Annotated in this window: 40 protein-coding genes and 1 riboswitch; of the genes, 1 reads left to right on the plus strand and 39 read right to left on the minus strand. The window is 71.8% G+C overall.

Annotated elements, in window-relative coordinates:
- Nucleotides 1-4: 4 nt before the first annotated feature.
- The 10 genes from thiD to AC0OLQ_RS32250 all read right to left on the minus strand — a co-directional run bounded on the left by thiD (nucleotide 5) and on the right by AC0OLQ_RS32250 (nucleotide 8,607).
- Nucleotides 5-793 (minus strand): bifunctional hydroxymethylpyrimidine kinase/phosphomethylpyrimidine kinase, encoded by a 789-nt coding sequence (gene thiD / locus AC0OLQ_RS32205; RefSeq protein WP_484529296.1) that lies wholly within the window; start codon nucleotides 791-793, stop codon nucleotides 5-7.
- Nucleotides 790-1,431 carry a thiamine phosphate synthase gene (locus AC0OLQ_RS32210; RefSeq protein ID WP_484529297.1) on the minus strand — a complete coding sequence of 214 codons (642 nt, stop codon included), beginning with the start codon at nucleotides 1,429-1,431 and terminating at the stop codon, nucleotides 790-792. Before AC0OLQ_RS32210 ends, thiD begins: the two co-directional genes overlap by 4 nt.
- Before the next feature lie 74 nt (nucleotides 1,432-1,505).
- A complete protein-coding gene (locus AC0OLQ_RS32215) occupies nucleotides 1,506-2,285 on the minus strand; it encodes a thiazole synthase (RefSeq protein ID WP_484529298.1) in 780 nt (259 codons plus the stop codon).
- Nucleotides 2,282-2,482: a sulfur carrier protein ThiS gene (thiS, locus tag AC0OLQ_RS32220; protein WP_484529299.1), complete on the minus strand. Its 201-nt coding sequence runs from the start codon at nucleotides 2,480-2,482 to the stop codon at nucleotides 2,282-2,284. Before thiS ends, AC0OLQ_RS32215 begins: the two co-directional genes overlap by 4 nt.
- On the minus strand, nucleotides 2,473-3,561 hold the full coding sequence (gene thiO, locus AC0OLQ_RS32225) for a glycine oxidase ThiO (RefSeq protein ID WP_484529300.1): 1,089 nt from the start codon (nucleotides 3,559-3,561) through the stop codon (nucleotides 2,473-2,475). The genes thiS and thiO overlap by 10 nt, the downstream gene beginning before the upstream one ends.
- Nucleotides 3,555-4,181, minus strand: a complete 627-nt coding sequence (locus tag AC0OLQ_RS32230) for a thiamine phosphate synthase (protein WP_484529301.1) — start codon at nucleotides 4,179-4,181, stop codon at nucleotides 3,555-3,557. Before AC0OLQ_RS32230 ends, thiO begins: the two co-directional genes overlap by 7 nt.
- A riboswitch (TPP riboswitch) is annotated at nucleotides 4,176-4,286 on the minus strand. It overlaps the preceding gene by 6 nt.
- Nucleotides 4,287-4,498: 212 nt before the next feature.
- On the minus strand, nucleotides 4,499-5,461 hold the full coding sequence (locus tag AC0OLQ_RS32235; RefSeq protein WP_484529302.1) for an aldo/keto reductase: 963 nt from the start codon (nucleotides 5,459-5,461) through the stop codon (nucleotides 4,499-4,501).
- Between the two features lie 25 nt (nucleotides 5,462-5,486).
- Nucleotides 5,487-6,284, minus strand: a complete 798-nt coding sequence (locus tag AC0OLQ_RS32240) for a nucleotidyltransferase domain-containing protein (protein ID WP_484529303.1) — start codon at nucleotides 6,282-6,284, stop codon at nucleotides 5,487-5,489.
- A complete protein-coding gene (locus AC0OLQ_RS32245; RefSeq protein ID WP_484529304.1) occupies nucleotides 6,281-7,960 on the minus strand; it encodes an ABC-F family ATP-binding cassette domain-containing protein in 1,680 nt (559 codons plus the stop codon). Before AC0OLQ_RS32245 ends, AC0OLQ_RS32240 begins: the two co-directional genes overlap by 4 nt.
- Nucleotides 7,961-8,001: 41 nt before the next feature.
- The gene (locus AC0OLQ_RS32250) at nucleotides 8,002-8,607 is read right to left on the minus strand and encodes a class I SAM-dependent methyltransferase (RefSeq protein ID WP_484532495.1); all 606 of its coding nucleotides are present in this window, start codon (nucleotides 8,605-8,607) and stop codon (nucleotides 8,002-8,004) included.
- Between the two features lie 126 nt (nucleotides 8,608-8,733).
- On the opposite strand from AC0OLQ_RS32250, the gene AC0OLQ_RS32255 reads away from it, so the two are divergent.
- Nucleotides 8,734-9,915 carry a hypothetical protein gene (locus AC0OLQ_RS32255; RefSeq protein WP_484529305.1) on the plus strand — a complete coding sequence of 394 codons (1,182 nt, stop codon included), beginning with the start codon at nucleotides 8,734-8,736 and terminating at the stop codon, nucleotides 9,913-9,915.
- A gap of 58 nt (nucleotides 9,916-9,973) precedes the next feature.
- Here the strand turns inward: AC0OLQ_RS32255 and truA are convergent, their stop codons facing one another.
- The 29 genes from truA to rplB all read right to left on the minus strand — a co-directional run bounded on the left by truA (nucleotide 9,974) and on the right by rplB (nucleotide 26,529).
- Nucleotides 9,974-10,807, minus strand: a complete 834-nt coding sequence (gene truA / locus AC0OLQ_RS32260; RefSeq protein WP_484529306.1) for a tRNA pseudouridine(38-40) synthase TruA — start codon at nucleotides 10,805-10,807, stop codon at nucleotides 9,974-9,976.
- 73 nt (nucleotides 10,808-10,880) lie between these two features.
- The gene (rplQ, locus tag AC0OLQ_RS32265; RefSeq protein ID WP_484529307.1) at nucleotides 10,881-11,444 is read right to left on the minus strand and encodes a 50S ribosomal protein L17; all 564 of its coding nucleotides are present in this window, start codon (nucleotides 11,442-11,444) and stop codon (nucleotides 10,881-10,883) included.
- Nucleotides 11,445-11,478: 34 nt separating this feature from the next.
- Nucleotides 11,479-12,501, minus strand: coding sequence for a DNA-directed RNA polymerase subunit alpha (locus tag AC0OLQ_RS32270; protein WP_007073009.1), 1,023 nt, complete (start codon nucleotides 12,499-12,501; stop codon nucleotides 11,479-11,481).
- Between the two features lie 96 nt (nucleotides 12,502-12,597).
- The gene (rpsD, locus tag AC0OLQ_RS32275) at nucleotides 12,598-13,224 is read right to left on the minus strand and encodes a 30S ribosomal protein S4 (RefSeq protein ID WP_151463663.1); all 627 of its coding nucleotides are present in this window, start codon (nucleotides 13,222-13,224) and stop codon (nucleotides 12,598-12,600) included.
- A 13-nt stretch (nucleotides 13,225-13,237) separates the two neighbouring features.
- On the minus strand, nucleotides 13,238-13,645 hold the full coding sequence (gene rpsK, locus AC0OLQ_RS32280; RefSeq protein WP_148430066.1) for a 30S ribosomal protein S11: 408 nt from the start codon (nucleotides 13,643-13,645) through the stop codon (nucleotides 13,238-13,240).
- 18 nt (nucleotides 13,646-13,663) lie between these two features.
- Nucleotides 13,664-14,044, minus strand: coding sequence for a 30S ribosomal protein S13 (rpsM, locus tag AC0OLQ_RS32285; protein WP_154228713.1), 381 nt, complete (start codon nucleotides 14,042-14,044; stop codon nucleotides 13,664-13,666).
- Between the two features lie 264 nt (nucleotides 14,045-14,308).
- Complete coding sequence (gene rpmJ / locus AC0OLQ_RS32290; RefSeq protein ID WP_043965539.1) at nucleotides 14,309-14,422, minus strand: 50S ribosomal protein L36; 114 nt, start codon at nucleotides 14,420-14,422, stop codon at nucleotides 14,309-14,311.
- Nucleotides 14,423-14,515: 93 nt separating this feature from the next.
- Entirely contained in the window at nucleotides 14,516-14,737 is a 222-nt protein-coding gene (gene infA / locus AC0OLQ_RS32295) for a translation initiation factor IF-1 (RefSeq protein ID WP_007073013.1), read from the minus strand.
- Between the two features lie 257 nt (nucleotides 14,738-14,994).
- Nucleotides 14,995-15,498: a DUF1707 SHOCT-like domain-containing protein gene (locus AC0OLQ_RS32300; protein WP_484529308.1), complete on the minus strand. Its 504-nt coding sequence runs from the start codon at nucleotides 15,496-15,498 to the stop codon at nucleotides 14,995-14,997.
- A gap of 138 nt (nucleotides 15,499-15,636) precedes the next feature.
- Nucleotides 15,637-16,488 (minus strand): type I methionyl aminopeptidase, encoded by an 852-nt coding sequence (map, locus tag AC0OLQ_RS32305; RefSeq protein WP_357338716.1) that lies wholly within the window; start codon nucleotides 16,486-16,488, stop codon nucleotides 15,637-15,639.
- 90 nt (nucleotides 16,489-16,578) lie between these two features.
- A complete protein-coding gene (locus tag AC0OLQ_RS32310; RefSeq protein ID WP_109946694.1) occupies nucleotides 16,579-17,232 on the minus strand; it encodes an adenylate kinase in 654 nt (217 codons plus the stop codon).
- Complete coding sequence (gene secY / locus AC0OLQ_RS32315) at nucleotides 17,233-18,558, minus strand: preprotein translocase subunit SecY (protein WP_357338713.1); 1,326 nt, start codon at nucleotides 18,556-18,558, stop codon at nucleotides 17,233-17,235.
- 235 nt (nucleotides 18,559-18,793) lie between these two features.
- Entirely contained in the window at nucleotides 18,794-19,237 is a 444-nt protein-coding gene (gene rplO / locus AC0OLQ_RS32320; protein WP_091262788.1) for a 50S ribosomal protein L15, read from the minus strand.
- Nucleotides 19,237-19,419 carry a 50S ribosomal protein L30 gene (rpmD, locus tag AC0OLQ_RS32325; protein ID WP_007073018.1) on the minus strand — a complete coding sequence of 61 codons (183 nt, stop codon included), beginning with the start codon at nucleotides 19,417-19,419 and terminating at the stop codon, nucleotides 19,237-19,239. The genes rplO and rpmD overlap by 1 nt, the downstream gene beginning before the upstream one ends.
- Entirely contained in the window at nucleotides 19,419-20,033 is a 615-nt protein-coding gene (rpsE, locus tag AC0OLQ_RS32330) for a 30S ribosomal protein S5 (RefSeq protein WP_091262790.1), read from the minus strand. Before rpsE ends, rpmD begins: the two co-directional genes overlap by 1 nt.
- 33 nt (nucleotides 20,034-20,066) lie before the next feature.
- A complete protein-coding gene (gene rplR, locus AC0OLQ_RS32335; protein ID WP_484529309.1) occupies nucleotides 20,067-20,456 on the minus strand; it encodes a 50S ribosomal protein L18 in 390 nt (129 codons plus the stop codon).
- On the minus strand, nucleotides 20,453-20,995 hold the full coding sequence (gene rplF / locus AC0OLQ_RS32340) for a 50S ribosomal protein L6 (protein WP_357275522.1): 543 nt from the start codon (nucleotides 20,993-20,995) through the stop codon (nucleotides 20,453-20,455). The genes rplR and rplF overlap by 4 nt, the downstream gene beginning before the upstream one ends.
- A 16-nt stretch (nucleotides 20,996-21,011) precedes the next feature.
- Nucleotides 21,012-21,419 carry a 30S ribosomal protein S8 gene (gene rpsH, locus AC0OLQ_RS32345; RefSeq protein WP_013288624.1) on the minus strand — a complete coding sequence of 136 codons (408 nt, stop codon included), beginning with the start codon at nucleotides 21,417-21,419 and terminating at the stop codon, nucleotides 21,012-21,014.
- A gap of 96 nt (nucleotides 21,420-21,515) precedes the next feature.
- Nucleotides 21,516-21,701: a type Z 30S ribosomal protein S14 gene (locus tag AC0OLQ_RS32350; protein ID WP_007465272.1), complete on the minus strand. Its 186-nt coding sequence runs from the start codon at nucleotides 21,699-21,701 to the stop codon at nucleotides 21,516-21,518.
- Between the two features lies 1 nt (nucleotide 21,702).
- Nucleotides 21,703-22,272 (minus strand): 50S ribosomal protein L5, encoded by a 570-nt coding sequence (gene rplE, locus AC0OLQ_RS32355; protein WP_091317981.1) that lies wholly within the window; start codon nucleotides 22,270-22,272, stop codon nucleotides 21,703-21,705.
- Nucleotides 22,272-22,592 carry a 50S ribosomal protein L24 gene (gene rplX / locus AC0OLQ_RS32360; protein ID WP_007465276.1) on the minus strand — a complete coding sequence of 107 codons (321 nt, stop codon included), beginning with the start codon at nucleotides 22,590-22,592 and terminating at the stop codon, nucleotides 22,272-22,274. Before rplX ends, rplE begins: the two co-directional genes overlap by 1 nt.
- Nucleotides 22,589-22,957, minus strand: a complete 369-nt coding sequence (gene rplN, locus AC0OLQ_RS32365) for a 50S ribosomal protein L14 (protein ID WP_007465279.1) — start codon at nucleotides 22,955-22,957, stop codon at nucleotides 22,589-22,591. The genes rplX and rplN overlap by 4 nt, the downstream gene beginning before the upstream one ends.
- 97 nt (nucleotides 22,958-23,054) lie before the next feature.
- Nucleotides 23,055-23,333, minus strand: coding sequence for a 30S ribosomal protein S17 (rpsQ, locus tag AC0OLQ_RS32370; RefSeq protein WP_484529310.1), 279 nt, complete (start codon nucleotides 23,331-23,333; stop codon nucleotides 23,055-23,057).
- Nucleotides 23,330-23,566 (minus strand): 50S ribosomal protein L29, encoded by a 237-nt coding sequence (gene rpmC, locus AC0OLQ_RS32375; protein ID WP_007073028.1) that lies wholly within the window; start codon nucleotides 23,564-23,566, stop codon nucleotides 23,330-23,332. The genes rpsQ and rpmC overlap by 4 nt, the downstream gene beginning before the upstream one ends.
- A complete protein-coding gene (gene rplP, locus AC0OLQ_RS32380) occupies nucleotides 23,566-23,991 on the minus strand; it encodes a 50S ribosomal protein L16 (RefSeq protein ID WP_073834927.1) in 426 nt (141 codons plus the stop codon). The genes rpmC and rplP overlap by 1 nt, the downstream gene beginning before the upstream one ends.
- A 3-nt stretch (nucleotides 23,992-23,994) precedes the next feature.
- Nucleotides 23,995-24,864 carry a 30S ribosomal protein S3 gene (rpsC, locus tag AC0OLQ_RS32385; protein ID WP_107076466.1) on the minus strand — a complete coding sequence of 290 codons (870 nt, stop codon included), beginning with the start codon at nucleotides 24,862-24,864 and terminating at the stop codon, nucleotides 23,995-23,997.
- Nucleotides 24,864-25,355 (minus strand): 50S ribosomal protein L22, encoded by a 492-nt coding sequence (gene rplV / locus AC0OLQ_RS32390; RefSeq protein WP_484529311.1) that lies wholly within the window; start codon nucleotides 25,353-25,355, stop codon nucleotides 24,864-24,866. The genes rpsC and rplV overlap by 1 nt, the downstream gene beginning before the upstream one ends.
- A gap of 40 nt (nucleotides 25,356-25,395) precedes the next feature.
- Entirely contained in the window at nucleotides 25,396-25,677 is a 282-nt protein-coding gene (gene rpsS / locus AC0OLQ_RS32395) for a 30S ribosomal protein S19 (protein WP_007073032.1), read from the minus strand.
- A gap of 12 nt (nucleotides 25,678-25,689) precedes the next feature.
- Entirely contained in the window at nucleotides 25,690-26,529 is an 840-nt protein-coding gene (gene rplB / locus AC0OLQ_RS32400) for a 50S ribosomal protein L2 (RefSeq protein WP_088976123.1), read from the minus strand.

A 26,529-nucleotide genomic window follows, 5' to 3' on the forward strand; every position in this document is an offset into this window, starting at 1 on the left:
TCGCTCAAGCGGACCAGCCGAAGTGGTCCAGCGGGCCGCGTCCCGCGCCCAGCTCCCAGTCCCGCGCGCCGGTCAGCGCGCGGGTCACGTACTCCTTGGCGGCGGCCACCGCGACCGGCACCGGGTCGCCCGCCGCCAGCCGGACGGCGATCGCCGCCGAGAACGAGCAGCCGGTGCCGTGGTTGTGCCGGGTCGGCACCCGGGGCGCGCGCAGCAGCGTGGTCGACCCACGACCGGCCAGCACGTCCACCGACTCGCCGTCCGCGTCCACGTCGCCGCCGGTCACCACCACGTGCGCCGGGCCGCCGGCCGCCAGCGCCTCGGCCGCCGCGACCATCTCCTCGACCGTGGTCACCGGGCGTCCGGTGAGGGCCGCGGCCTCCGCGCAGTTCGGCGTCGCCACCTCGGCGTACGGGAGCAGCCGCTCGACCGCCGTGACCACGCCGAGCCGGTGCCCGCTGGTGGCGACCAGCACCGGGTCGACGACCAGGCGGGGCAGCCGGCCCGCCGCCGCTGCCTCGGCCACCGCGTCGGCGGCCGGCGGGGTGCCGAGCATGCCGGTCTTCACGGCGCGCACGTCGAAGTCGCCGAGCACGCTGTCGAGCTGGTCGCGCACGGTCTGCGGGGGCAGTGGCAGGACGGCGTCCACGCCGCGGGTGTTCTGCGCGGTGACCGCGGTGATCACGCTGGTCCCGTACGCGCCGAGGGCGGCGAAGACCTTGAGGTCGGCCTGGATGCCGGCGCCGCCGCTGGAGTCGGATCCGGCGATGGTGAGGATGGTCTTCGGCGTCACTGGTTTTCCTCGGTGGTTGCGGTTGGGGGCTGCGGCCGACCGTGCCCGGCCCGACCAGCCGCTTCGTGGGCCGCTGTGAGCGTGGCGGCGAGCTCGGTGGGGTCCTCGGCGCGCATGATCGCGCCGAGCACCGCCACGCCGGCCGCTCCTGCCGCTACGCACGCCCGGGTCTGTTCCGGGGTCCCGATGCCGCCGAGTGCGAGCACCGGCACCGGGCTGGCCGCGACCAGCTCGCGCAGCCCGTCGGGGTGCAGGGGTGGCCCGTAGCCGGGCTTGCTCCTCGTCGGGAAGACCGGCGAGAGCGTCACGTAGTCCTCGGTGGTGAGTCGGACCAGCTCCGTGGCGTCATGGCAGGAGCGGCCGACCAGCCCGACAACCGGCGGCGGGTACGGGCCGGCGGCCGGCAGGTGGACGGCGTCGCCGTCGAGCGGGTCGGGCCCGGCGACGATCAGCCTGCCGCCGGCGTCGGCGAGGATCGCGCGCAGCTCGGCGGCCAGGGCGGCGCGCTCGGCCCGGGACAGGTCCTTCTCCCGCAGCACCACCCAGCGCACTCCCCCGGCCACGGCCGCCTCGACGACCTCGGTCAGGGGGCGCCGCGCCTGCCACCGGTCGGTGAGCAGCACCACGCCCGACGGCACGGCAGTGCCCGAGTGGGGCCCTCTCCCGCCAGGATCCGCGGAGCGGACCGCGCTCCCGATGCCGAGCGGCGGGGTCACAGGTCCGGCCTTCCCTCGTCGGGAGTGGAGGCGAGGGCGTGGAAGCGGCGGGCGATCCGGCCCGCCCCGTAGGCCAGCCGGCCCGCCTCGACGGCGTGCCGCATGGCGGTGGCCATCGCCACCGGATCGGCGGCCCGGGTGACCGCGCTGGCCAGCAGCACGGCGTCGCAGCCCAGCTCCATGGCCAGCGCGGCGTCGGAGGCGGTGCCGATCCCGGCGTCGAGGATCACCGGCACGTCCACGCTCTGCCGGATCAGCCGGATGTGGTGCGGGTTGCTCACGCCCAGCCCCGAGCCGATCGGCGCGCCGGCCGGCATCACCGCCGCGCAGCCCACGTCGGCCAGCCGCCGGGCCAGGATGGGATCGTCCGAGGTGTACGGCAGCACGGTGAACCCGTCGGCCACCAGCTCCTCGGCGGCGCGCAGCAGCTCCACCCCGTCGGGCAGCAGCGTGCGCTCGTCGCCGATCACCTCCAGCTTCACCCAGTCGGTGTCGAACGCCTCCCGGGCCAGCTGCGCCACCTTCACGGCCTCGGACGCGGTGTAGCAGCCGGCCGTGTTCGGCAGCAGCCGTACGCCGCACCGGTCCAGCAGGTCGAGCAGGCCGCCGGCGGCGCCCGGGGCGGTGTCCACCCGGCGTAGCGCCAGGGTGACCAGCTCGGTGCCGGAGGCGCGGATCGCCTGCTCCAGCACGTGCAGGTTGGCCGCGCCACCGGTGCCGAGGATGAGCCGGGAGCCGAAGCCGACCCCACCGATCTCGAAGGACATCCGGCTCACCCGCCCTGGGCGGCGCTGAGCACCTCGACCCGGTCGCCGTTGCGCAGCACGGTCGACGACCAGCCGCCGCGCGGCACCACCTCGCCGTTCACCGCGACCGCCAGGCCGCGCTCCTGCGCGGTGACCGCGCGGACCACGTCGGCGACGGTCGCACCGCCGGGCAGGTCCCGGCCCGCTCCGTTGACGATCAGTTCCACCTGGGCTCCTTCCCGAACCGGTCCGGGGTGAAGGGGGCGAGCAGCGGGTCCGGCTCGCCGGTGACGATCAGCTCGGTGACCAGGTCGGCGGTGACCGGGGTGAGCACGATGCCGTGCCGGTGGTGCCCGGTGGCCACGAGCACGCCGGGCCGGCCGGGCAGCGGCCCGATGATCGGCGCGTTGTCCGGCGTGCCGGGGCGCAGCCCGGCGGTCGCCTCGACCAGGTCGTACTCGGCCAGCTCCGGGACCAGGTCGACGGCGGCGCGGAGCAGCCGGAGCACCCCGCCGGCGGTGGCCTCGGTGTCGGCGCGCTCCTCGACGGTCGCCCCGACCACCACCTCCCCGCTGTCCCGGGGCACCAGATAGATCGACTCGCCGTCGGCGTACCCCCGGATCACGTGCCGGAAGTCCGGCGCGCCGCGACCGGGCGCGCGGAGCCGGAGCACCTGGCCCTTGACCGGCCGGACCGGCAGCCCGGTCAGCGCGGCGGCGCCGCAGCCGGCCGCGACCACGGTGACCCCGGCGTCCACCTCGGACAGCGCGCCGACCCGGGCCGGGCGCAGCACCGCGCCGGCCCGCTCGGCCGCCGCCCGCAGCGCGACGACCAGCCGGCGCGGGTCGACCTGGTGGTCGCCGGGGGCGACCGCGCCGCCGCGCACCCGCGGGGCGAGCGCCGGCTCGCGGTCACGCAGCTCGGAGGGGCGCAGCGGCGTGATCGGCAGCCCCAACCCCTGCTGGTACGACCAGAGCCGCCGCGCCTCGGCCAGGTCGTCGGCGGTGAGCCCGACCACCAGGGTCCCGTCGGCGCGATACCCGACCTCCGCTCCGGCCGCCTCGGCCAGGTCGACGGCGAAGCGGGGCCAGCGGGCGGCGGAGTCGGCGAGCAGCCCGGTCAGCTCGTGCTCGCCGAAGTACGCCTCGGCGACCGGGGAGAGCATCCCGGCGGCGACGTGCGAGGCCCCGGTCCCCGGGGCGGGGTCGTGCACCACCACGCGCAGCCCACGCGACGCGCACCGCCACGCGATCGCCAGCCCGACCGGTCCCGCCCCCACGATGGCGACGTCCGGTCGGGTCAGCACGTCAGGGCCTCGATCAGCGCGGCGGTCGTGCGTGCCGGATCGGGACTGGCCGAGATCGCCCCCACCACCGCCACCCCGTACGCCCCGGCCGCCCGCAGCGCCGGCACCGACGCGGCGGTCACCCCGCCGATGGCGATCACCGGCACGTCCACCGCGCCGGTGACCGCGCGTACCCCGGCGGGGCCGATCGGGTCGGGCAGGCCGGCCTTGGTGGTGGTGGCGTGGCAGGGGCCCACGCCCAGGTAGCTGGCCCCGGCGGCGACCGCGGCGGCGGCACCGCCCGGCTCCCGCGCGGTCGCGCCGAGCACGGCGTCGGCGCCGAGCACCCGGCGGGCGGCCGCCACCGGCAGGTCCTCCGCGCCGACGTGGCCGCCCGCGGCGTCCACCGCCAGCGCGACGTGCAGCCGGTCGTTGACCAGGCAGGTCGCCCCGTACGGCCGGCACAGCCCGACAACCAGGCGGGCCAGCTCGTACGCCTCCCGGTCGGTGGCCTCGTCCTCCACCCGGACCTGGACGACCAGCTCGGCGCGGGCCACCGGCAGGGCGGCACGCAGCACGGCGAGCGGGTCGCGCCCCGGCCGGGTGTCGGTGATCAGATGCAGTCGTCCCAGGGACGGCACGGCAACTCTCCTCCCTGCGCCGGCATTACCCGGATCAGGTTCGACGGTCGGGGGCTTCCAGCCCCCCTCTCAGCCCGGTGGCACCGGGCTCCCGTGGGTCACTTGCGGGCCTACCGTACGACGTGCGTCCGGATCCGCCAAGGGGCGGGTGGGGAATTTCCCACGGACCGTCCGGGGTGGAGGACGGGACAGCGGGTGATCCCCCCGTCACGTCATGCTGTCCTGATGCCCTCGCCCGCGTGGGGAGAGGGCGGGGCCGGACAGCAGGCTGCCCCGGCAGCCGGGAAGGGTGCCGGGGCAGCGGAGGCGCGGGTGGGTCAGAGGAGGGCGTCGAGGGCGTCCAGGTCCTCGTCGGTGGGCTGCCAGGTGCCCGCCTCGGCGTTGGCGCGTACCTGCTCGGGGGTGGTGGCACCGGCGATCACCGAGGTCACCGCCGGCCGGGCGGCGAGCCCGCCGATGGCCACCTGGAGCATGCTGATTCCGCGCTCGGCCGCGTACGCCTCGATGGCCTCGATGGTGTCCCAGTCGGCGGCGGCCAGGCGCTCGGCGTACCGGCCGCCGCCGGAGAGCCGGCTGCCGGCGGGCGGGGCCTCGTTGCGCTTGTACTTGCCGGTGAGCAGGCCGTTCGCCAGGGGGAAGAACGGCAGCATGCCCAGGCCGAACCGCTCGCACGCGGGGATCACCTCGGCCTCCACGCTCCGCTGCAGCAGCGAGTAGTGGTTCTGCGCGGAGATGAAGCGGGTGCGGCCCTGCGAGGAGGCTGTCCAGTCGGCGTCGGCGATCTGCCAGCCGGCGAAGTTCGAGTTGCCGAGGTAGCGCACCTTGCCGGCGGTCACCAGGTCGTCCAGCGCGGCGAGGGTCTCATCGATCGGGGTGCCCGGGTCGGGCTCGTGCATCTGGTACAGGTCGATGTGGTCGGTGCCGAGGCGGCGCAGCGACGCCTCGACCGCCCGGGCGATGTAGCGGCGGGCCCCCCGGGCACCGTGGTCCGGCCCGTTCAGCCCGTGCATGTCCATGCCGAACTTGGTGGCGACCACCACGTCGTCCCGGTGGCCCTTGAGCGCCTGCCCGAGCAGTTCCTCGGAGCCGCCCTGCGGCTCACCGTAGATGTCGGCGGTGTCGAAGAAGTTGATCCCGGCGTCGAGCGCGGCGTCCACCACCGCGCGGGTGCCGTCGAGGTCGAGCTTGCGGCCGAAGTTGTTGCAGCCGATGCCGACGACGGACACCACGAGCCCGGAGTCGCCCAACCGGCGGTAGGTCATCTCAGTCACGAGATCCACCCTATGCCGCTGACCGCCGGCCCACTCAGCCGAGCGCCTCGGCCACCAGCTGCCGGGCGTCGGCCAGGGTCCGCGCCAACTCCTCCGGCGTACGCCCCACCGCGCCGAGCAGCGCCTGCGCCCGCCGCGCGAAGTCGGGTGGCACGCCCGGCAGGCGCCCGGCCGAGGCGATCATGCCCTTCTCGTTGACCAGCCAGCGCCCGGCCCGGCCGTGCAGTGCCTGGACCAGCACCCCGACCACACGGAACAGGCAGCCGGCCACGTACCCGGCGTCGCCGGCGGCCGCGCCCTTGGCCGCCCCGTCGAGCAGGAAGCCCGCCTCCCAGCCGCCGGCCACCAGGGCCTCCCCCAGCGCCGGCGGGTACGCCTGCGCCCGCGCCCGCAGCGCGGTCAGCTCCCCGGTCGGGTCGCCGAGCACCCGGCCCAGCGCCACCTCACCGGCGTACGCGTGGGAGTAGAACCCGAGCGGGTGCCCGGCCTGCGTCCCGACGGTGTAGCGGCCGGCCCGGCACTCCGCCCAGACCGCGTGCACCCGGTCCAGGTCGCGGTAGATCCAGTCCACCGGCACCCCGCCGACGCGCAGCCAGCCGCCGCCGTCCACCCAGGGTCCCCAGCCGCCCGGCGCGGTGAGCGCCACCTCGCCGTCGGCGACCGAGCCGGCCAGCGTTCGCAGGGCGGCCACGTCCAGCGGACCCCGGTAGTAGAGGCCCAGGTCCCAGTCGGAGTCCGGCCGGTGCTCGCCCCGGGCCCGGCTGCCGCCGAGCGCCACCGCGACCACGCCCTCGACCGCGCAGAGTCGGTCGACCAGCGCGGCGTCGATCACCGCACGTCCCAGACCGGCTCCGGGGTCTCCACCACCTCGCCGTCACCGCGGAACAGCACGAACCGGTCGAAGGATCGGGTGAACCACCGGTCGTGGGTGACCGCCACCACCGTCCCGGCGAACGCGGCCAGCCCCGCTTCGAGGGCCTCGGCGGAGGCCAGGTCGAGGTTGTCGGTGGGCTCGTCGAGCAGCAGCAGGGTCGCCCCGGACAGCTCCAGCAGCAGCACCAGGAAGCGCGCCTGCTGGCCGCCGGAGAGGGTGCCGAAGCGCTGGTCGCCCTGCGCGGCCAGCTCGTACCGGGACAGCGCCGCCATGGCCGCGTGCCGGTCCATGCCGGCCCGGTGGTCGTCGCCCCGCCACAGGATGTCGACCAGCGTCTTCGCCATCAGCTCCGGCCGGTCGTGGGTCTGCGAGAAGTGGCCGGGGCGGACCCGGGCGCCGAGGCGTACCTGGCCGTCGTGCGCGACGGGGGCGAGGGCCGCCGCGCCGTCGACCGGGGTGTTGGCCGGGTCCGGGTCGGTGCCGCCGCGGGCGAGCAGGCGCAGGAAGTGCGACTTCCCGGTCCCGTTCGCGCCGAGCACCGCGACCCGGTCGCCGTACCAGAGTTCCAGGTCGAAGGGATAGGTCAAGCCGTCCAGTTCGAGGGCCTCGGCGATCACCGCGCGCTTGCCGGTCCGCCCGCCGGTCAGCCGCATCCGGATGTCCTGGTCCTTCGGGGGTACGGGCGGCGGCCCGGCCTCCTCGAACTTGCGCAGCCGGGTCTGCGCGGCCTGGTAGCGGGAGGCCAGCCCGTCGTTGTACGCGGCCTTCTGCTTGTACATGAGCATCAGCTCGCGCAGCTTCTGGTGTTCCTCGTCCCAGCGGCGGCGCAGCTCGTCGAGGCGGGCGTGCCGGGCCACCCGGGCCTCGTGCCAGCTGGCGAAGCCGCCCGGGTGCACCCAGGCGCTGCCGCCCTCCACGGCGACCACCCGGTCGGCGGTCTGGGCCAGCAGCTCCCGGTCGTGCGAGACGTAGAGCACCGACTTGCCGGATTCGCGCAGCCGGGCCTCCAGCCAGCGCTTGCCGGGCACGTCGAGGAAGTTGTCCGGCTCGTCGAGGAGGAGCACCTCGTCCGGGCCGCGGAGCAGCAGTTCCAGCGCGAACCGCTTCTGCTGGCCGCCGGAGAGGGTCCGCACCGGGCGGTCCCGGGCGGCGTCCCAGGGCAGGTCGAGGACGATGGTGGCGACGGTGTCGAAGAGCACCTCGGCGTCGTACCCGCCGACCTCGCCCCAGGCGGCCAGCGCGTCGGCGTACGCGAGCTGGGCCTTGCCGGCGGCGCTGCTGTACTTGCCGCGGACCTCGGCCGCCCGCATGGCCGCCTCGGTCTCGGCGAGACGGTGGCCGGCGTCGCGCAGCGCCGGCGGGGCGAGCGACAGCGCCATGTCGGCGAGGGTCGACTCGTCCCCGATCATGCCGATGAACTGGCGCATCACGCCGAGCCCACCGGCGCGGGCGACGGCGCCGGTCTTCACCGGCAGGTCGCCGGCGACCATGCGCAGCAGCGTGGTCTTGCCGGCGCCGTTGGGGCCGACGAGCGCCACCTTGGCGCCCTCACCGACCCGGAACGACACCTCGGCGAAGAGCTCCCGGCCGTCCGGGAGAATGTGCCCGACCCCTGCCACGTCCACGTATCCCACGCGGGCATCCTGCCCGAGGGGCGGGCACGGGCGACACCCGATTACCGGGTGACCCGGAGCACCCGGTAGCCCTTCTGGCTGGCGTGCCGCTCGACCTGCCAGCCCTGCTCGACCAGCCAGCGGTGCAGCGAGTCCCCGCCGAGGTGCCGCGCGACGACCAGCCAGGCCACCCCGTCCGGGGTGAGCCGGGGCAGCCAGCGCAGCAGCAGGTCGTGCAGTTCCCCCTTGCCGATGTGGATCGGCGGGTTGGACCAGATCTGGGCGAAGGAGACGTCGGCCGGTACGCCGTCCGGCGCGACGACCCGGACCCGCTCGGCGGCCCCGACCCGGGCGGCGTTGGCGGCGGTGAGTTCGCGGGCGCGCTGGTTGACGTCGACCGCCCAGACGGGGGCGGCCGGCGCGGTGGTGGCCAGTACGCAGGTGATCGGGCCGAAGCCGCAGCCGATGTCGAGCAGGGCACCGCTGACGTCGCCGGCCGGCAGCTCGGCCTTGCGCAGTAGCACCGCCGTGCCGGGGTCGAGCCGGTCGGCGGAGAAGACCCCGGTGGCCGAGGTGAGGGTGTAGTCGCGCCCGGCGACGGAGAACTCGACCTCGCGCGGCCGCGCGGCCGTCGTGGGCTCAGGGGTGAAGTAGTGGTCGCCGGTCACGACGGGCATTGTCGCACCGCCCGGGAACGGCGCCCGCGACGGTGCGGCGCGCAGGCCGCGACGCCACTCCGCCAGATTTTCCCGATATTACCCCCGAAAGGGACAATAGCCCCTACTCTAGCCAACATGGTGTATCGGTACGAGTCCGATGAGGACGCCTTCCTGGAGTACCCGAGGCCCGGGTCGGACCCGTCCGTGCCCGGCGCTGCGGCGGCCCCGCCGGCGGGTCCCTCGCCGTCCCGCTTCCCCACCCCGTCGCTGCCTCCGCCGGTCCGGCCCACCCGACCGGCCCACGACGCCGCCCGGGCGCCGGCCCCGGCGCCCCCGGCACCGGCACCCAGCCGGCCGGCCCCGCCCCGCGAGCCCGCTCCCGTGCCGCAGCCCACGCCGGCCGTGCCGCCGCCCGCGCCACCGGTGCCGCAGCCGACCCCGGCCGCCGGGCCCCGGCCGGCGACGTCGCCCCCGCCCGACCCCATCGTCCGGACCACCGATCCGCTGGATCTGTCCCGGCCCCGCCGGGCCGAACGCCGGCGCGGCGGCCGGGCCTGGCAGGTGCTGATCGGCGGCGCCGCCGTGCTGATGCTGCTCGCCCTCACCGGGCTCGCCGTCGCCGCCCTGCTGGAGGACCGGACCGCCACACCGCAGGCCGGCCAGCAGAGCAGCCAGCCGGTGGTGGAGCAGTCCGCCGCTGCCGACGGGACCGACCTGGACTCCCGGGACACCGACCAGGCGGCGCTCACCGCCAAGGAGGTCTTCCCCGGCCAGCAACTGGTGGTGACCGACGGGCAGCCGGCCTACCGGGTGCTCAAGACGCACTCCAGCGGCAGCTGTGCGGTCGCGGCCACCGGCGAGATCGCCGACCTGCTGGTCCGCCTCGGCTGCAACCAGGTGGTCCGGGCCACCCTCCGCTCCCCCGACGGCGACCACCTGCTCACCGCCGGCCTGTTCAACCTGACCGACGTGGCGAGCGCCCAGCGGGCGCGCGACCGGATCCGGCCGATGCTGGACGAACGGCAGGGCCGGTTCCAGGGCATGGCGGCGGGCGAGGACACCGAGGTGGTGGCGAAGGCCGCCGCCCGGGTCGGCTGGCAGGTCCGCGGCCACTACCTCGCCTACTGCGTGGTCACCCGGGCCGACGGGGAACGGATCGGCTCCGACGACGCCAAGGCACGCGAGATCATGTACGACATGATCGAGGTCTACCTGAACCGGAACGTGCTGGAGCGCCGGGCCAACGGCGGGGTGGCCAGCCAGCCGACCGACGGCCCGACCGACGGCCCCGCCGGCCAGGACGGCGCCGCCAACTGAGCCCGACCACCACGGCCCGTCGTCCCCCGTCCGGGGGCGGCGGGCCGTTCCACTGTGCTCAGCCCTCGGCGACCGGCACCCGGAGACGGCGGGTGAGGTCGGCGCGACGGGAGTATTCGGCGGGGTCGGCCGGGTAGCCCACCTCGACCAGGGCCAGCCCGTGCGCGGGCGCCACGGTCACCTCGCTGGAGCGTTCCCGGCGGCTCAGCAGGCCGGCCGGCCACTCGACCGGCCGGCGGCCGTCCCCGGCGACCAGCATGGCGCCGACCAGGCTGCGCACCATGTTCTGGCAGAACGCGTCGGCCTGCACCGTGGCGACCAGGATCCCGTCCGGGTCGCGCCGCCAGTCCAGCCGGGTCACCTCGCGCAGCGTGGTGGCGTTCTCCTTGCGCCGGCAGTATGCGGCGAAGTCGTGCTCCCCCACCAGCCCGGCCGCCGCGGCGTTCAGCGCCGCCAGGTCCAGCGGCTTCGGCCAGGCCAGGGTGTCGGTACGACGCAGCGGCTCGGCGCCCCACGGCGCGTCGGTCACCCGGTACTCGTAGCGGCGGAAGGTCGCCGAGAAGCGGGCGTCGAAGTCGGCCGGCACCTCGGTCATGGCCCGGACCCGCACGTCGGGCGGGAGCAGCCGGCCGAGCCGGCGCAGCAGCTTCCCGTCGTGCTGCCGCCACACCTCGGTCGGCAGGTCGAGGTGGCAGACCTGCCCGGTGGCGTGCACGCCGGCGTCGGTGCGGCCGGCCACGGTCAGCCCGGTCGCGGTGCCCGCGCCGAGGACCAGGTCCAGCGTCTGCATGAGCACCCCGGCAACCGTGCGCCGGGTGGGCTGGGCGGCCCAGCCGGAGAAATCGGTGCCGTCGTACGAGACGTCCAGCCGCAGCCGGGTCCGCTCGTCCACGTCGTACCTCCTCATGCCGTCGGGCCCGGCACCCCGCGCGGGGGTACCGGGCCCGACGATGCAGCCTGTGTGCTCAGGCCTTGTCGTTCTCGGTGGCCTCGTCGCTGTCCTCGCGGGCGGCGGCGGTGTCACCGGAGGCCGAGACCGGAGCGTCGGCGTCCTGGTCGGCGACCTCGCTGGAGCGCGGGGTCTCCTCCTCCGGAGCCAGAGCCTCGACCTTGTCCTGCTGGGCGGCCTTGCGGGCGGCGGTCTTCTTGTTCGCCTTCGGCTCGGCGACCTGAAGCTCCTCCACCAGCTCGATGATCGCCATCGGAGCGGCGTCACCCTTGCGCGGGCCGGTCTTCACGATCCGGGTGTAGCCACCGTTGCGGTTGGCGTACCGGGGCGCGATCTGGTCGAACAGGGCGTAGACCACGTCCTTGTCCTTGACGACGCCCAGCACCCGACGCCGCGCGGCGAGGTCGCCGCGCTTGGCCTTGGTGATGAGCTGCTCGGCCAGCGGACGCAGCCGCCGGGCCTTCGTCTCGGTGGTCTGGATCTTGCCGTGCTGGAACAGCGCGGTGGCCAGGTTGGCCAGCATCAGCCGCTCGTGCGCGGGGCTGCCGCCGAGGCGGGGGCCCTTGGTGGGCGTGGGCATGCTTGGTGCTCCTCAGGTATGGCGGCAGCGCGGACTAGAGCTGCTCGGTCTCGCGGTAGTCGTCGGTGTCGTAGTCGGCCTCGCCGAAGGCGTCCACGACGTGCGCCGGGTCGAAGTTCGGAGCCGAGTCCTTCAGCCCCAGGCCCATCCCGGCGAGCTTCATCTTGACCTCGTCGATCGACTTCTGCCCGAAGTTGCGGATGTCGAGGAGGTCGGCCTCGGTACGCCCGATCAGCTCACCAACGGAGTTGATGCCCTCGCGCTTGAGGCAGTTGTAGGAGCGGACGGTCAGGTCCAGCTCCTCGATCGGCAGAGCCAGGTCGGCCGCGAGCTGGGCGTCCTGCGGGGACGGCCCGATGTCGATGCCCTCGGCGGTCTCGTCCAGCTCCCGGGCCAGCCCGAACAGCTCCACCAGCGTCGAGCCGGCCGAAGCCAGCGCGGTACGCGGGCCCATCGACGGCTTGGTCTCGACGTCGATGATCAGCCGATCGAAGTCGGTCCGCTGCTCGACGCGGGTCGCCTCGACGCGGTAGGTCACCTTGAGCACCGGCGAGTAGATCGAGTCGACCGGGATCCGGCCGATCTCGGCGCCCGCCTGCTTGTTCTGCGCCGCGGTGACGTAGCCGCGGCCCCGCTCGACGGTCAGCTCCATGTCGAGCCGGCCCTTGCCGTTCAGGGTGGCGAGCTTCAGGTCCGGGTTGTGCACCGAGACACCGGCCGGGGGCTGGATGTCACCGGCGGTCACGTCGCCGGGGCCCTGCTTGCGCAGGTACATGCTGACCGGCTCGTCGTGCTCGGAGCTGACGCAGAGCTCCTTGATGTTCATGACGAGCTCGACCACGTCCTCCTTGACGCCGGGGATCGTGGTGAACTCGTGCAGGACACCGTCGATCTTGATCGAGGTGACCGCCGCACCCGGGATGGACGACAGCAGCGTGCGCCGCAGCGAGTTGCCCAGGGTGTAGCCGAAGCCCGGCTCCAGCGGCTCGATGGTGAACCGGGAGCGGGTCTCGTTGATCGACTCTTCGGAGAGAGACGGTCGCTGGCTGATGAGCATCTTTTCTCTTCTCTTCCGGGGCGCCCGCTATATGACGCCCACGACACAAACTGTTCCGGTGGCCCGCCCCGGAGGGCGGGCCACCGCAACGAGCCCTTACTTGGAGTAGAGCTCGACGATCAGCTGCTCCTGGACCTGGGTGTCGATCACCTGGCGGGCCGGGAGCGAGTGCACGAGGATCTTCATCTGGCTGGGGATCGCCTCGAGCCAGGCCGGAACCGACCGCGAACCGGCCTGAGCCTGCGCCACCAGGAACGGGGTGAGCTGCTTGCTCTTCTCCCGGACCTCGATGATGTCGTGCTCCTTGACCCGGTACGACGGGATGTCGACCTTCTTGCCGTTCACCGTGAAGTGACCGTGCTTGACCAGCTGGCGGGCCATGTCCCGGGAACCGGCGTAGCCGGCCCGGTAGACCACGTTGTCCAGCCGCGACTCGAGGATCTGCAGGAGGACCTCACCGGTCTTGGCCTGCTTGCCCACGGCCTCCTCGTAGTAACCGCGGAACTGCTTCTCCAGCACGCCGTAGACCCGGCGAGCCTTCTGCTTCTCACGGAGCTGGAGCAGGTACTCCGTCTCCTTGGTGCGGCCGCGGCCGTGCTGCCCGGGCGGGAACGGCCGGGACTCGAACGGGCACTTCGGACCATCGCACTTGCTGCCCTTGAGGAACAGCTTCATCTTCTCCCGCCGGCAACGGCGGCAGTCAGCACCGGTGTAACGAGCCATCTCTCTCTACCTCTCAGACCCGACGACGCTTCGGCGGACGGCACCCGTTGTGCGGCTGCGGGGTGACGTCGGAGATCTGCCCGACCTCCAGCCCGGCGGCCTGCAGCGAACGGATGGCGGTCTCCCGGCCGGAGCCGGGGCCCTTGACGAACACGTCGACCTTGCGCATGCCGTGATCCATGGCCCGGCGCGCGGCGGCCTCGGCGGCCAGCTGCGCGGCGAACGGGGTCGACTTGCGCGAGCCCTTGAAGCCCACCTGGCCCGAGGAGGCCCAGGAGATGACCGCACCGGTCGGGTCCGTGATGGACACGATGGTGTTGTTGAAGGTGCTCTTGATGTGCGCCTGCCCGTGGGCGACGTTCTTGCGTTCCTTGCGCCGGACCTTCTTGACGGCGGCTCCGGCACGAGCCTTCGGTGGCATAAGTCTGTGCGCTCCTAGTTACTTCTTGCCGGGCTTCTTCTTGCCGGCGACGGTCCGCTTCGGGCCCTTCCGGGTCCGCGCGTTGGTCTTGGTCCGCTGGCCACGGACGGGCAGGCCCCGGCGGTGCCGGATACCCGCGTAGCAGCCGATCTCAACCTTGCGGCGGATGTCTGCGGCGACCTCGCGGCGAAGGTCACCTTCAACCTGGTAGTTGGCCTCGATGTGGTCGCGGAGCTGCACGAGCTCCTCGTCCGTGAGGTCCCGAGCGCGCTTCTCCGGCGAGATGCCGGTGGCGGCGAGCGTCTCCAGGGCACGGGTGCGACCGACCCCGAAAATGTAGGTGAGCGCGATCTCCATCCGCTTGTCGCGGGGGAGGTCCACGCCGACTAGACGTGCCATGTGCGGGCGTACTCCTCGTGATGTTGTGGCGGAGGTGTGGACCCGTCCCACCCCGCTACCGACCGTCCCTGTCCTTCCGGCGCGTTCAGCGCCGGCGACCGGGATCGGTCGCTGCCCAAGCGGGCCCCGGCCTCCGACCGGGGGTCAACCACGAGGGGGTACGCGCTGCGTACCGCTCGCGGCTGGGACGAGCTGTGATGTGTGTGTCGCGATCTGCCACCCGGGCCGGTTCCGCCGCCGCTCGTCACGGTCGGCGGGACAGGCTCAGCCCTGGCGCTGCTTGTGGCGCGGGTCAGAACAAATGACCATGACCCGGCCGTGCCGGCGGATCACCCGGCACTTGTTGCAGATCCTCTTGACGCTCGGCTTGACCTTCACGGTTGCCTTACTTCCCATCTGGCCCGGAGACGCGACGACGCGCGACCCGGACGTCGAAGACGGACACGGGGACGTTCCCGGCCGTCGTCAGGATTACTTGTAGCGGTAGACGATGCGCCCGCGGGTCAGGTCGTACGGCGAGAGTTCGACGACGACCCGGTCCTCCGGCAGGATGCGGATGTAGTGCTGCCGCATCTTGCCGCTGATGTGAGCCAGCACCTTGTGGCCGTTCGCGAGCTCCACCCGGAACATGGCGTTCGGCAGGGGCTCGATGACCCGACCCTCGATCTCAATGGCTCCGTCTTTTTTCGGCATGTCCTCCGCTGTCCTGACGTCGGTTACTCCGGACGGCCCACAACGTCTTACACGGGCTCCGGCGGAAATCGCCGAGCCCGAGCCAGCCGCGGCTCCGACTCCCACCGAAGCGCAGGGTGGGCATGCCGGAGTGGACGCTGTGCGCCGATCTGAAAGTGTACGCCCGCCTGCGCGCCGTCGCCAAACCGACCACCCGGCCGGTCACCCCGCAGGGCGAAATCCGGCTCCCGCTGTGACCGCCGCCACCAGACGGCCCGTCAGCACCCCCGACGCCGGTCGCGGCGACGCCGGGGACCCGGGTGCCAGGGGTGGCCGCCACCGGCCAGCCCCACCGACTGCATCAGCAGCAGCGCGCCCCACGGACCGAGCACCCAGGCCGGCCAGAAATGGGCCACGTCCCGGGAGCCGATCGAGACGAGCAGCCAGATTGGGAACAGGATCCCGGCGACCCGCAGCCATGGCGTCCAGAGCCCGAGCAGCCGACGCCGGGTGCCCCCGCTCTCGACCTCCGGCCCGCCCTCGGCCGCCGGGGGCGGGGCCGGCGTCGCGGGCGCCACCGCGGCGCGCTGCAGCGGCGCCGGGCCGGGCAGGTCGGCGACCACCTCGTCCAGGTCGGCGTACGTCTTCGCACCGTACGCGCGGACCAGCCGCGCGTCGTACTCGTGCAGGTCGAGCCGGCCCTCCTCCAGGGCCACCCGGAGCCGCTCCGCCGTGGCCTCCCGGTCGGCGTCGGCCGCCCGCATCCCGCTCCGCCCGTCCATGACGGCAAGCATGACACCACCCCGCCAGCCGCGGGGTACCGGCGATCTCCGCCGCACTCGCCTTCCGGCGTCCGTGTGCCAGCGGGCAGGAGCGATCCGGACGATCGGGCCGGAACCGCGCGGGCGGGCGCTCCGGCGTCAGACGGCCGGAGAGTCCGCCGACTGGCGGGCGGTGACCAGCTCGCCGAGCCGGGCGCGGCCGCCGTCCTCGGCGGTCAGCACCCAGACACCGTCGTCCAGCAGCGCCATCGAGTGCTCGACGTGCACCGCCATCGACCGGTCGCGGGTCACCACGGTCCAGCCGTCGGACAGTTCGACGGTGCGCGGCGAGCCCATGGTGATCATCGGCTCGATGGCCAGCGCCAGGCCGGGCACGAGGCGCGGGCCCTTGCCCGGGCGCCCGTGGTTGAGCACGTGCGGGTCCTGGTGCATCTCGGTGCCGATGCCGTGCCCGCCGTAGCCGTCGACGATGCCGTACCGGCCGCCCTGACGGACCGCGGTCTCCACCGCGTGGGAGATGTCGGTGAGCCGGCCCTTGCCGCTGGCCGCGCCCCGCGCCGCGGCGGCGATGCCGGCCCACATGGCGTCCTCGGCGACCGCGGCCATCTTCAGCAGGGCCGGGTCGACCTCGCCGACGCCGACCGTGACGGCCGCGTCGCCGTGCCAGCCGTTGAGCACCGCGCCGCAGTCGATCGAGATCAGGTCGCCCTCGCGGAGCACCTGCGACGACGACGGGATGGCGTGCACCACCTGCTCGTTGACCGACGAGCAGATCGACGCCGGGAAGCCGTGGTAGCCCTTGAACGACGGGACCGCGCCGGCCTCCCGGATGGTCGCCTCGGCGATCGCGTCGAGATCGGCGGTGGTCACGCCGGGGGCCACCGCCTCCCGCATCCGGCGCAGCGCGCGGGCGACCACCAGACCGGCAGCCCGCATCAGCTCGATCTGCTCGGGGGTCTTCAGCTGGATGTCCAGCTGGGGACGACGCATGGGGGCGATACCTTTCGTTGCGCGGAACAGCGGGGCACGTCGCACGTACCCCGCTGGTCGCACTCTATCCGCCGGGGCTCCGGCGGGACGTCAGCCGCCGTACGAGCGGAGGGCGTCGATGGCGCGGACGGTGACGTCCTCCACCGGCCCGGTCGCGTCGATGCCGACGAGCTTGCCCTGGGCGCCGTAGTAGTCGACCAGCGGCGCGGTCTTCTCGGCGTACTCCCGAAGCCGGGCCGCGATGGTCTCCGGCTTGTCGTCGTCGCGCTGAAACAGCTCGGCGCCGCAGCGGTCGCAGACGCCCTCGCGGGTGGTGGCGTCGAACTCGACGTGCCAGATCTTGCCGCAGCCCCGGCAGGTACGTCGGCCGGAGAGCCGCCGGATCACCTCGTCGTCGTCGACGACCAGCTCCAGCACCAGGTCCAGCGCGGTGCCGAGGTCGGCGAGGAGCTTGTCCAGCGCGGCGGCCTGCGGCGTCGTACGCGGGAAGCCGTCGAGGAGGAAGCCCTCGCTGGCGTCCGGCTCGGCGAGCCGGTCCCGCACCATGTTGATGGTGACCTCGTCCGGGACCAGCTTGCCGGCGTCCATGTAGCGCTTCGCCTCGACTCCCAGGGGCGTGCCCTGGGAGACGTTGGCCCGGAAGATGTCACCGGTCGAGATCTTGGGCACCGAGAGGTGCGCGGCGATGAACTCCGCCTGCGTGCCCTTGCCCGCGCCCGGCGGGCCAACCAGAACGAGTCGCATCTACCGCAGGAACCCTTCGTAGTTCCGCTGCATGAGTTGGCTCTCGATCTGCTTCACGGTCTCCAGACCGACGCCGACCATGATGAGCACAGCGGTGCCGCCGAACGGGAAGTTCTGGAACTGCTGGTTGTCCAGCCAGATGAAGAAGAAGTTCGGCAGGATCGCGACGATGCCCAGGTAGAGCGCGCCCGGCAGGGTGATCCGGCTGAGGATGAAGTCGAGGTACTCGGCGGTCGGCTTGCCGGGGCGGATGCCCGGCACGAAGCCGCCGTACTTCTTCATGTTGTCCGCAACCTCGGTCGGGTTGAACGTGATCGACACGTAGAAGTAGGTGAAGAAGATGATCAGCAGGAAGTAGATCGCGATGTGCTCCGGCGCGCTCGCCTTCACGATGTGGTTCTGGATCCAGGCCTGGGTCTTCCCCGGGTTGTTCTGGTCGAAGAACTGGAGCGCGAGCTGCGGCAGGTAGAGCAGCGACGAGCCGAAGATGACCGGGATGACGCCGGCCTGGTTCACCTTGAGCGGGATGTAGGTGGAGGTGCCGCCGTACATCCGCCGGCCGATCATGCGCTTGGCGTACTGCACCGGGATGCGGCGCTGGGCCTGCTCGATGAAGGTGACCGCGGTGATGACCAGCAGGACCAGGGCGATGACGAGGAAGAACATCCCCCAGCCCTTGGTGGTCTTGATCTTCCAGCCCTCGCTGGGCAGCCGGGCCGCGATCGAGGTGAAGATCAGCACGGACATGCCGTTGCCGACGCCCCGGTCGGTGATCAGCTCACCGAGCCACATCACCATGCCGGTGCCGGCGGTCATCGTCATGACCAGGATGGTCAGCGTCAGCCAGTCCGGGATGCCGGTGCCCCGCGGGACGATCGGGAACTGGTCGCACTGGTTGTTGAAGAGCTGGCCCGAGCGCGCCAGCGCCACGAACGCCGAGGACTGGAGGATGCCCAGGCCCAGCGTCAGGTAGCGGGTGTACTGGGTGATCTTCGCCTGGCCGGCCTGGCCCTCCTTGCGGAGCTGCTCCAGGCGCGGAATGACCACCGTCAGCAGCTGCAGGATGATCGACGCGGTGATGTAGGGCATGATGCCCAGCGCGAAGACCGACAGCTGCAGCAGCGCGCCACCGGAGAAGAGATCCAGCAGGTTCAGCACGCCGGTGCTGCCCTGAATGGTGTCGAGGCACTTCTGCACGTTGCCGTACGACACACCCGGGCTGGGCAGCGTGGCGCCCAACCGGTAGACCGCGATGATGCCTACTGTGAACAGCAGCTTCTTGCGCAGGTCAGGCGTACGGAACGCACTGAGAAAGGCGGACAGCAACTTCTTCCTCCTGCGCGACGCGGGCCGCCGGTGGTGATCCCTGGCGGGGCGGGGTGGGTGCCGGGCGGAGCGCCCGATATCCATAGCTGGGAAGGGACTCTAACAGCCCGATCCCGGTCCGGGCAGATGTGCCCGGCTACATAAACCGAATACGATGTTACCCGGCGCACATTCGCCGGTTAGACCATGGCGCCCGCCCAGTTGCGGACAACTGAGCGGGCGCCACGAACGTGCCTTACAGCTCGGTGACCGAGCCGCCGGCCGCGGTGATCTTCTCCTTGGCCGACGCGCTGAACGCGTGCGCCGACACCTGGAGAGCCACACCGCCGAGGTCGCCGGTGCCGAGCACCTTGACCGGCTGGCCCTTGCGGACCGCGCCGGCCTCGGCCAGCTCGACGGGGCCGACCTGGCCGCCGTTCGGGAAGAGCTCGGCGAGCCGGTCCAGGTTGACCACCTGGAAGACCACCTTGAACTTGTTCTTGAAGCCCTTCAGCTTCGGCAGGCGCATGTGGATGGGCATCTGCCCACCCTCGAACGCCGCCGAGATGTTCTTCCGGGCCTTGGAACCCTTGGTACCGCGACCGGCGGTCTTGCCCTTGGAGCCCTCACCGCGACCCACGCGGGTCTTGTCGGTCTTGGCTCCGGGTGCCGGACGGAGGTGGTGCACCTTGATCGTCATTACTCGACCTCCTCGACCTTCACGAGGTGGTTGACCGCGAAGATCATGCCCCGGATCTCCGGCCGATCCTCCTTGACCACCACGTCGTTGATCCGCTTGAGACCGAGCGAACGCAGCGAGTCACGCTGGTTCTGCTTGGTCCCGATCTCGGACCGGACCTGGGTGACCTTCAGGCGTGCCATCAGGACGCCACCCCCGCCCGCGACGCCAGCATGGCGGCCGGCGCGACGTCCTCGACCGGCAGACCACGACGGGCCGCGACCTGCTCCGGCGACTCGAGCGCCTTCAGGGCCGCCACCGTGGCGTGCACGATGTTGATCGGGTTCGACGAGCCGAGGCTCTTGGAGAGCACGTCGTGGATGCCCGCGCACTCCAGCACGGCACGCACCGGACCGCCGGCGATGACACCCGTACCGGCCGAGGCCGGCTTGAGCAGCACCACACCGGCCGCGTCCTCGCCCTGCACCGGGTGCGGGATCGACTGGCCGATCCGCGGCACCTTGAAGAAGTGCTTCTTGGCCTCCTCGACACCCTTGGCGATCGCCGCGGGCACCTCCTTGGCCTTTCCGTAGCCCACACCGACGGTGCCGTCGCCGTCGCCCACGATCACGAGGGCGGTGAAGCTGAAGCGACGACCACCCTTCACGACCTTGGCGACGCGGTTGATCGCGACGACCCGCTCGAGGTGCGGGGTCTTCTCGACGGGCGCGTTTCCGCGGCCGCCCTCACGGCGGTTGTCGCGGCGACCACCCTCGTTGCCACCGGACCCGCCGCCACGGCGCTGTTGACCTGGCATCAGCAGCCTTCCTTCTCTCTCGTGACGGGGTTTCTAGAACTCGAGCCCGGCTTCGCGGGCGGCAGCGGCAAGCGCGGCGACTCGCCCCGCGTACCGGTTGCCACCGCGGTCGAAGACGACCTTCGAGACGCCGGCGGCCTTGGCCCGCTCGGCGAGCAGAGCGCCGACCTTGCCGGCCAGGGCGCTCTTGTCGCCCTCGGCGCCGCGCAGCGAGGCGTCCATGGTCGAGGCCGACACCAGGGTGTGACCCTTGGTGTCGTCCACGATCTGGGCGACGATGTGCCGCAGGGACCGGGTGACGACCAGGCGGGGACGCTCGGTGGTGCCGCTGACGTTCTTGCGGACCCGGAAGTGCCGGCGCGCACGCCCGACGGCCCGCTTGGCGGCGACGCCGCGGCGGCGCTTGAGCAGCGTGGCGCTCACTTCTTACCTGCCTTTCCAGCCTTGCGGCGGATGACCTCGCCCTGGTACTTCACGCCCTTGCCCTTGTAGGGCTCCGGCGGGCGGATCTTCCGGATGTTGGCGGCGACCTCGCCGACCTGCTGCTTGTCGATGCCGGCCACGTGGAACAGCGTGGGCCGCTCCACCGTGAAGGTGATGCCCTCCGGGGCCGGGACCAGCACCGGGTGCGAGAACCCGAGCGCGAACTCGAGGTCCTTGCCCTTGGCGGTCACGCGGTAACCGGTACCGGCGATCTCGAGGCTCTTGCGGTAGCCCTCGGTCACGCCGACGATCATGTTGGCCACCAGCGTACGGCTCAGGCCGTGCAGCTCCTTGGCCTTGCGCTCGTCGTTGGGCCGGTTGACGTGCAGCGCGCCGTCCTCGCCCCGCTCCGCCGTGATCGGCTCGGCCAGTACGTGGCTCAGCTCGCCCTTGGGGCCCTTGACCTTGACGGTCTGGCCCTCGATGGTGATGTCGACGCCGGCTGGCACCGGGATCGACTTACGTCCAATACGCGACATTTCTACCTGTCTCCCGTTACCAGACGAAGGCGAGGACTTCCCCGCCAACGCTCCGCTTGCGGGCCTGCCGGTCGGTGAGCAGCCCCTGGGACGTCGAAATGATCGCCACGCCCAGCCCGCCGAGCACCCGCGGGAGCCCGTCCGACTTGGCGTACACCCGGAGACCGGGCTTGGACACACGCTTGATGCCGGCCAGGCTCCGCTCCCGGTTCTGGCCGTACTTCAGCTCGACGACCAGTCGCTTGCCGACGGCGCCCTCCTCGGGCTCCTCGACCGACCAGGTGGCGATGTAACCCTCGGCCTTGAGGACCTCGGCGATGTTCGCCTTGATCTTCGAGTAGGGCATCGTCACCCGGTCGTGGTACGCCTGGTTGGCGTTACGCAGACGCGTGAGCATGTCTGCGATCGGGTCGGTCATCGTCATGAAATTCGTCAACCTTTCTCGCCGGGGTTCCCCGGGCCAGGCCCGGGGCCTACGGCGAAGAGACAGTTCAGCTGACGCGCGAAGCGCGCCGGGCTATTACCAGGAAGCCTTGGACACGCCGGGCAGCTCACCGCGGTGGGCCATCTCCCGGATGCACACCCGGCAGAGACCGAACTTGCGGTAGACCGCCTTCGGACGCCCGCACCGCTGGCAGCGGGTGTACGCGCGAACCGAGAACTTCGGCTTCGCGGCCGCCTTGATGATCAGCGCCTTCTTGGCCATCTCAGTTCTCCTTGAACGGGAAGCCCAGGAGCTTGAGCAGCGCCCGGCCCTCGTCGTCGGTCGTGGCGGTCGTGACCACCGTGATGTCCATGCCCCGCTGGCGATCGATCTTGTCCTGGTCGATCTCGTGGAACACCGACTGCTCGGTCAGACCGAACGTGTAGTTGCCGTGGCCGTCGAGCTTGCGCCCGTCCAGGCCGCGGAAGTCACGGATACGCGGCAGCGCGATGGAGAGCAGCCGGTCCAGGAACTCCCACATCCGGTCGCCGCGCAGGGTGACCTTCGCGCCGATCGGCATGCCCTCGCGGAGCTTGAACTGCGCGATGGACTTGGTCGCCCGCCGCACCAGCGGCTTCTGGCCGGTGATCGTGGCCAGGTCGCGGACGGCGCCGTCGATCAGCTTGGCGTCCCGAGCGGCCTCGCCGACGCCCATGTTGACGACGATCTTGACGAGCCCGGGCACCTGCATGGGGTTGCCGTAGCTGTACTGCTCCTGCAGCTTCGCCACGACCTCGTTGCGGTACCGCTCCTTGAGGCGCGGCAGGGTCTTGGTTTCGGTAGCCGTGGTCATCAGAGGTCCTTACCGGTGCTACGCGCGATGCGGACCTTCTGGCCGTTGTCGTCGATCCGGTAACCGACGCGGGTCGGCTTGCCGTCGGAGTCCAGGACCTGCACGTTCGAGACGTGGATCGGGGCCTCCTGGGTGACGATGCCACCGGTCTTGGCGCCACGCTGGGTGGTGCTGATGCGGGTGTGCTTCTTGACCCGGTTCACGCCCTCGACCAGGACCTTGTCCTGCCGCGGGTAGGCCGCGATGACCTTACCCTTGGCACCCTTGTCCTTGCCGGCGATGACGACGACCGTGTCGCCCTTCTTGACCTTCACGGTCACAACACCTCCGGCGCGAGAGAGATGATCTTCATGAACCGCTTGTCCCGCAGCTCGCGGCCCACCGGGCCGAAGATGCGGGTACCGCGCGGGTCCCCACCGTCCTTGATGATGACGGCGGCGTTCTCGTCGAAGCGGATGTACGAGCCGTCCGGCCGCCGCCTCTCCTTGGCGGTGCGAACGACGACGGCCTTGACGACGTCGCCCTTCTTCACACCGGCACCGGGGATCGCGTCCTTGACCGTGGCCACGATGACGTCGCCGATGCTCGCGTAGCGCCGACCGGAGCCACCGAGAACCCGGATGCACAGGATCTCCCGTGCACCCGTGTTGTCGGCGACGCGCAGTCGCGACTCCTGCTGAATCACGTCTATCTCCTATGTCTGCCGGTTCTCCGGCCGCCGGGGGCGGCCGGAGCCTGGCGGAACCTGCGCCCGACCGAACCCGGCCGAGCTCGAGCCTTCGCTACTTGGCCTTCTCGAGGATCTCCACGAGCCGCCACCGCTTGGTGGCGGAAAGCGGCCGGGTCTCCATGATCAGGACCCGGTCGCCGATGCCGGCCGAGTTCTGCTCGTCGTGGACCTTCAGCTTGCTGGTCCGGCGCATGATCTTGCCGTACAGCGCGTGCTTGACCCGGTCCTCGACCTCGACCACGACGGTCTTGTCCATCTTGTCGCTGACCACGAGGCCCTCACGCACCTTGCGGCGGGCCCGCGCGGCGGCGGTGGTGGTGTTCTCACTCATGATGCAGTCACCTCAGTCGGCGCGGCCGAGAGACCCAGCTCACGCTCACGCATGATCGTGTAGATCCGGGCGATCTCCCGACGGATGACCTGCAGCCGCCGGTTGTTGTCCAGCTGCCCGGTTGCGGCCTGCACGCGGAGGTTGAACAGCTCCGCCTTCGCCTCGCGCAGCTTCGTGACCAGCTCCTCCTCGGAGAGCTCACGCAGCTCGGAGGCCTTGACGCCCGCTGCCATCAGGATTCACCCACTTCGCGCGTAACAATGCGGCACTTCATCGGGAGCTTGTGGATCGCGCGACGCATCGCCTCTCGCGCGATCTGCTCGTTGGGGAAGGACATCTCGAAGAGAACCCGCCCCGGCTTGACGTTGGCGACCCACCACTCGGGCGAACCCTTACCGGAACCCATCCGGGTTTCCGCCGGCTTCTTGGTGAGGGCCTGGTCCGGGAAGATCGTGATCCAGACCTTGCCGCCACGCTTGATGTGACGGGTCATCGCGATACGCGCCGACTCGATCTGGCGGTTGGTCACGTACGCCGGCTCGAGAGCCTGGATCCCGAACTCGCCGAACACCACCCGGTTACCACCCTTCGACGCGCCGTGGCGGTCCGGGTGGTGCGGCTTGCGGAAGCCCTTCGGGGGCTTGCGCGGCATCAGCATCTGTCAGCCCTCCTGCTGCGTTTCTGCCGGCTGAGTGGCGGCCGCGGCGACGGCGCCGGCGTCAACCGGCTCGCCGCTCGGCGTCTCGGCCTGCTGCGCGATGGTGGTCGCGGCAGCCCGGCCGGCCTCGGTGCCACCGGCGGTCGTGCCCGACGAACCCGACCGGCCACGGCGCGGCCGCTCGGGGCGGTCGCCGCGGTCACGGCGCGGGCGGGACGGACCGGCCTCGGCCGGAGCCTCCCGGCCCGGGACGGCGTCGCCCTTGTAGATCCAGACCTTCACGCCGATCCGGCCGAAGGTGGTACGAGCCTCGAAGAAGCCGTACTCGATGTTGGCCCGCAGCGTGTGCAGCGGGACCCGGCCCTCGCGGTAGAACTCGGTCCGGCTCATCTCGGCGCCGCCGAGGCGGCCCGAGACCTGAACCCGGATGCCCTTGCAGACCGGGTTCTTCATCGCGGACTGCATCGCCTTGCGCATGGCCCGACGGAAGCTGACCCGGCTGGACAGCTGCTCGGCGACGCCCTGGGCGACCAGCTGCGCGTCCGACTCGGGGCTCTTCACCTCGATGATGTTCAGCTGAACCTGCTTGCCGGTGAGCTTCTCCAGCTCGCCGCGGATCCGGTCGGCCTCCGCACCCTTACGGCCGATGACGATGCCCGGCCGGGCGGTGTGGATGTCGACGCGGACCCGGTCCCGGGTGCGCTCGATGTCGACCTTGGAGATGCCGGCACGCTCGAGGCCCTTGGACATCATCCGGCGGATCTTGACATCCTCGCCGATGTAGTCCTTGTAGAGCTTGTCCGCGAACCAGCGGGACTTCCAGTCGGTCGAGATGCCGAGCCGGAACCCGGTCGGGTGAACCTTCTGACCCATTACTCGGCACCCTCCGTCGTGCTCTGCCCCTCAGCCGTCTCGGCCTGGTTGGCCGGCGCGGCCTTCTTCGCCGGCTCGGCCTTCTTCGCCGGCTCGGCCTTCTTCGCCGACTTCTTCGGCGCGGCCGGCGCAACCGCCTCGACCGCCACGGTGATGTGGCAGGTGCGCTTGCGGATCCGGTACGCCCGGCCCTGCGCCCGCGGCCGGAACCGCTTCATCGTCGGGCCCTCGTCGACGAACGCCTCGCTGACGAGCAGCGCGTCGGGGTCCAGCCGCTCGTTGTTCTCCGCGTTGGCGATCGCGCTCGCGAGCACCTTGTACACCTGCTCGCTCGCAGCCTGCGGCGCGAACTGCAGCACCGTGAGCGCCTCCTTCGCGGGCAGGCCGCGGACGAGGTTGACCACCCGGCGCGCCTTCATCGGCGAGATGCGCACGTGCCGCGCAACCGCCCGCGCGCCCGGAAGCACCGGAGCGTCGCCCTTTCCTGGCATCGCTGTAACCCCTTGTTCCTCTATCCGTATGCCCGCGGCGTCAGCGCCGGCGGCTCTTCCGGTCGTCCTTCTCGTGACCCTTGAACGTGCGGGTCAGCGCGAACTCGCCGAGCTTGTGCCCGACCATGGCCTCGGTCACGAAGACCGGGACGTGCTTGCGTCCGTCGTGCACGGCGATCGTGTGACCCAGCATCTCCGGGATGATCGTCGAGCGCCGCGACCAGGTCTTGATGACGTTCTTCGAGCCCTTGTCGTTCTGCGTCTCCACCTTCTTGAGCAGGTGGTCGTCGACGAACGGGCCCTTCTTCAGGCTGCGAGGCATGTCTTATCTCCCTCAGCCGCGCTTACGCGTGGCGTAGCGGCGGCGGACGATCAGCCGGTCGCTCGGCTGGCCCTTACGACGGGTGCGGCCCTCGGGCTTACCCTGCGGGTTGACCGGGTGGCGACCACCGGAGGTCTTACCCTCACCACCACCGTGCGGGTGGTCGACCGGGTTCATGGCGACACCACGGACGGTCGGGCGCTTGCCCTTCCACCGCATGCGGCCGGCCTTACCCCAGTTGATGTTCGACTGGTCGGCGTTGCCGATCTCGCCGATGCTGGCGCGGCAGCGCACGTCGACCCGCCGGATCTCGCCGGACGGCATGCGGAGGGTCGCGTACGCGCCCTCACGGCCGAGCAGCTGGATGCCGACGCCGGCCGAGCGGGCCAGCTTGGCGCCGCCGCCCGGACGCAGCTCCACGTTGTGGATGGTGGTACCGACCGGGATGTTGCGCAGCGGCAGGTTGTTGCCCGGCTTGATGTCGGCGCTCGGCCCAGACTCCACCCGGTCGCCCTGCTTCAGGTCCTTCGGCGCGATGATGTAGCGCTTCTCGCCGTCGGCGTAGTGCAGCAGCGCGATGCGCGCGGTGCGGTTCGGGTCGTACTCGATGTGCGCGACCTTCGCCGGCACGCCGTCCTTGTCGACCCGCTTGAAGTCGATCAGACGGTACTGCCGCTTGTGGCCGCCACCGTGGTGCCGCGTGGTGATCCGGCCGTGGGCGTTGCGTCCGCCCTTCTTCGGCAGCGGAGCCAGCAGCGACTTCTCGGGCGTCGACCGGGTGATCTCAGCGAAGTCGGCGACACTCGAGCCACGCCGGCCCGGCGTCGTCGGCTTGTACTTACGGATAGCCAT

Source organism: Micromonospora sp. Utrum1, from assembly GCF_057197805.1.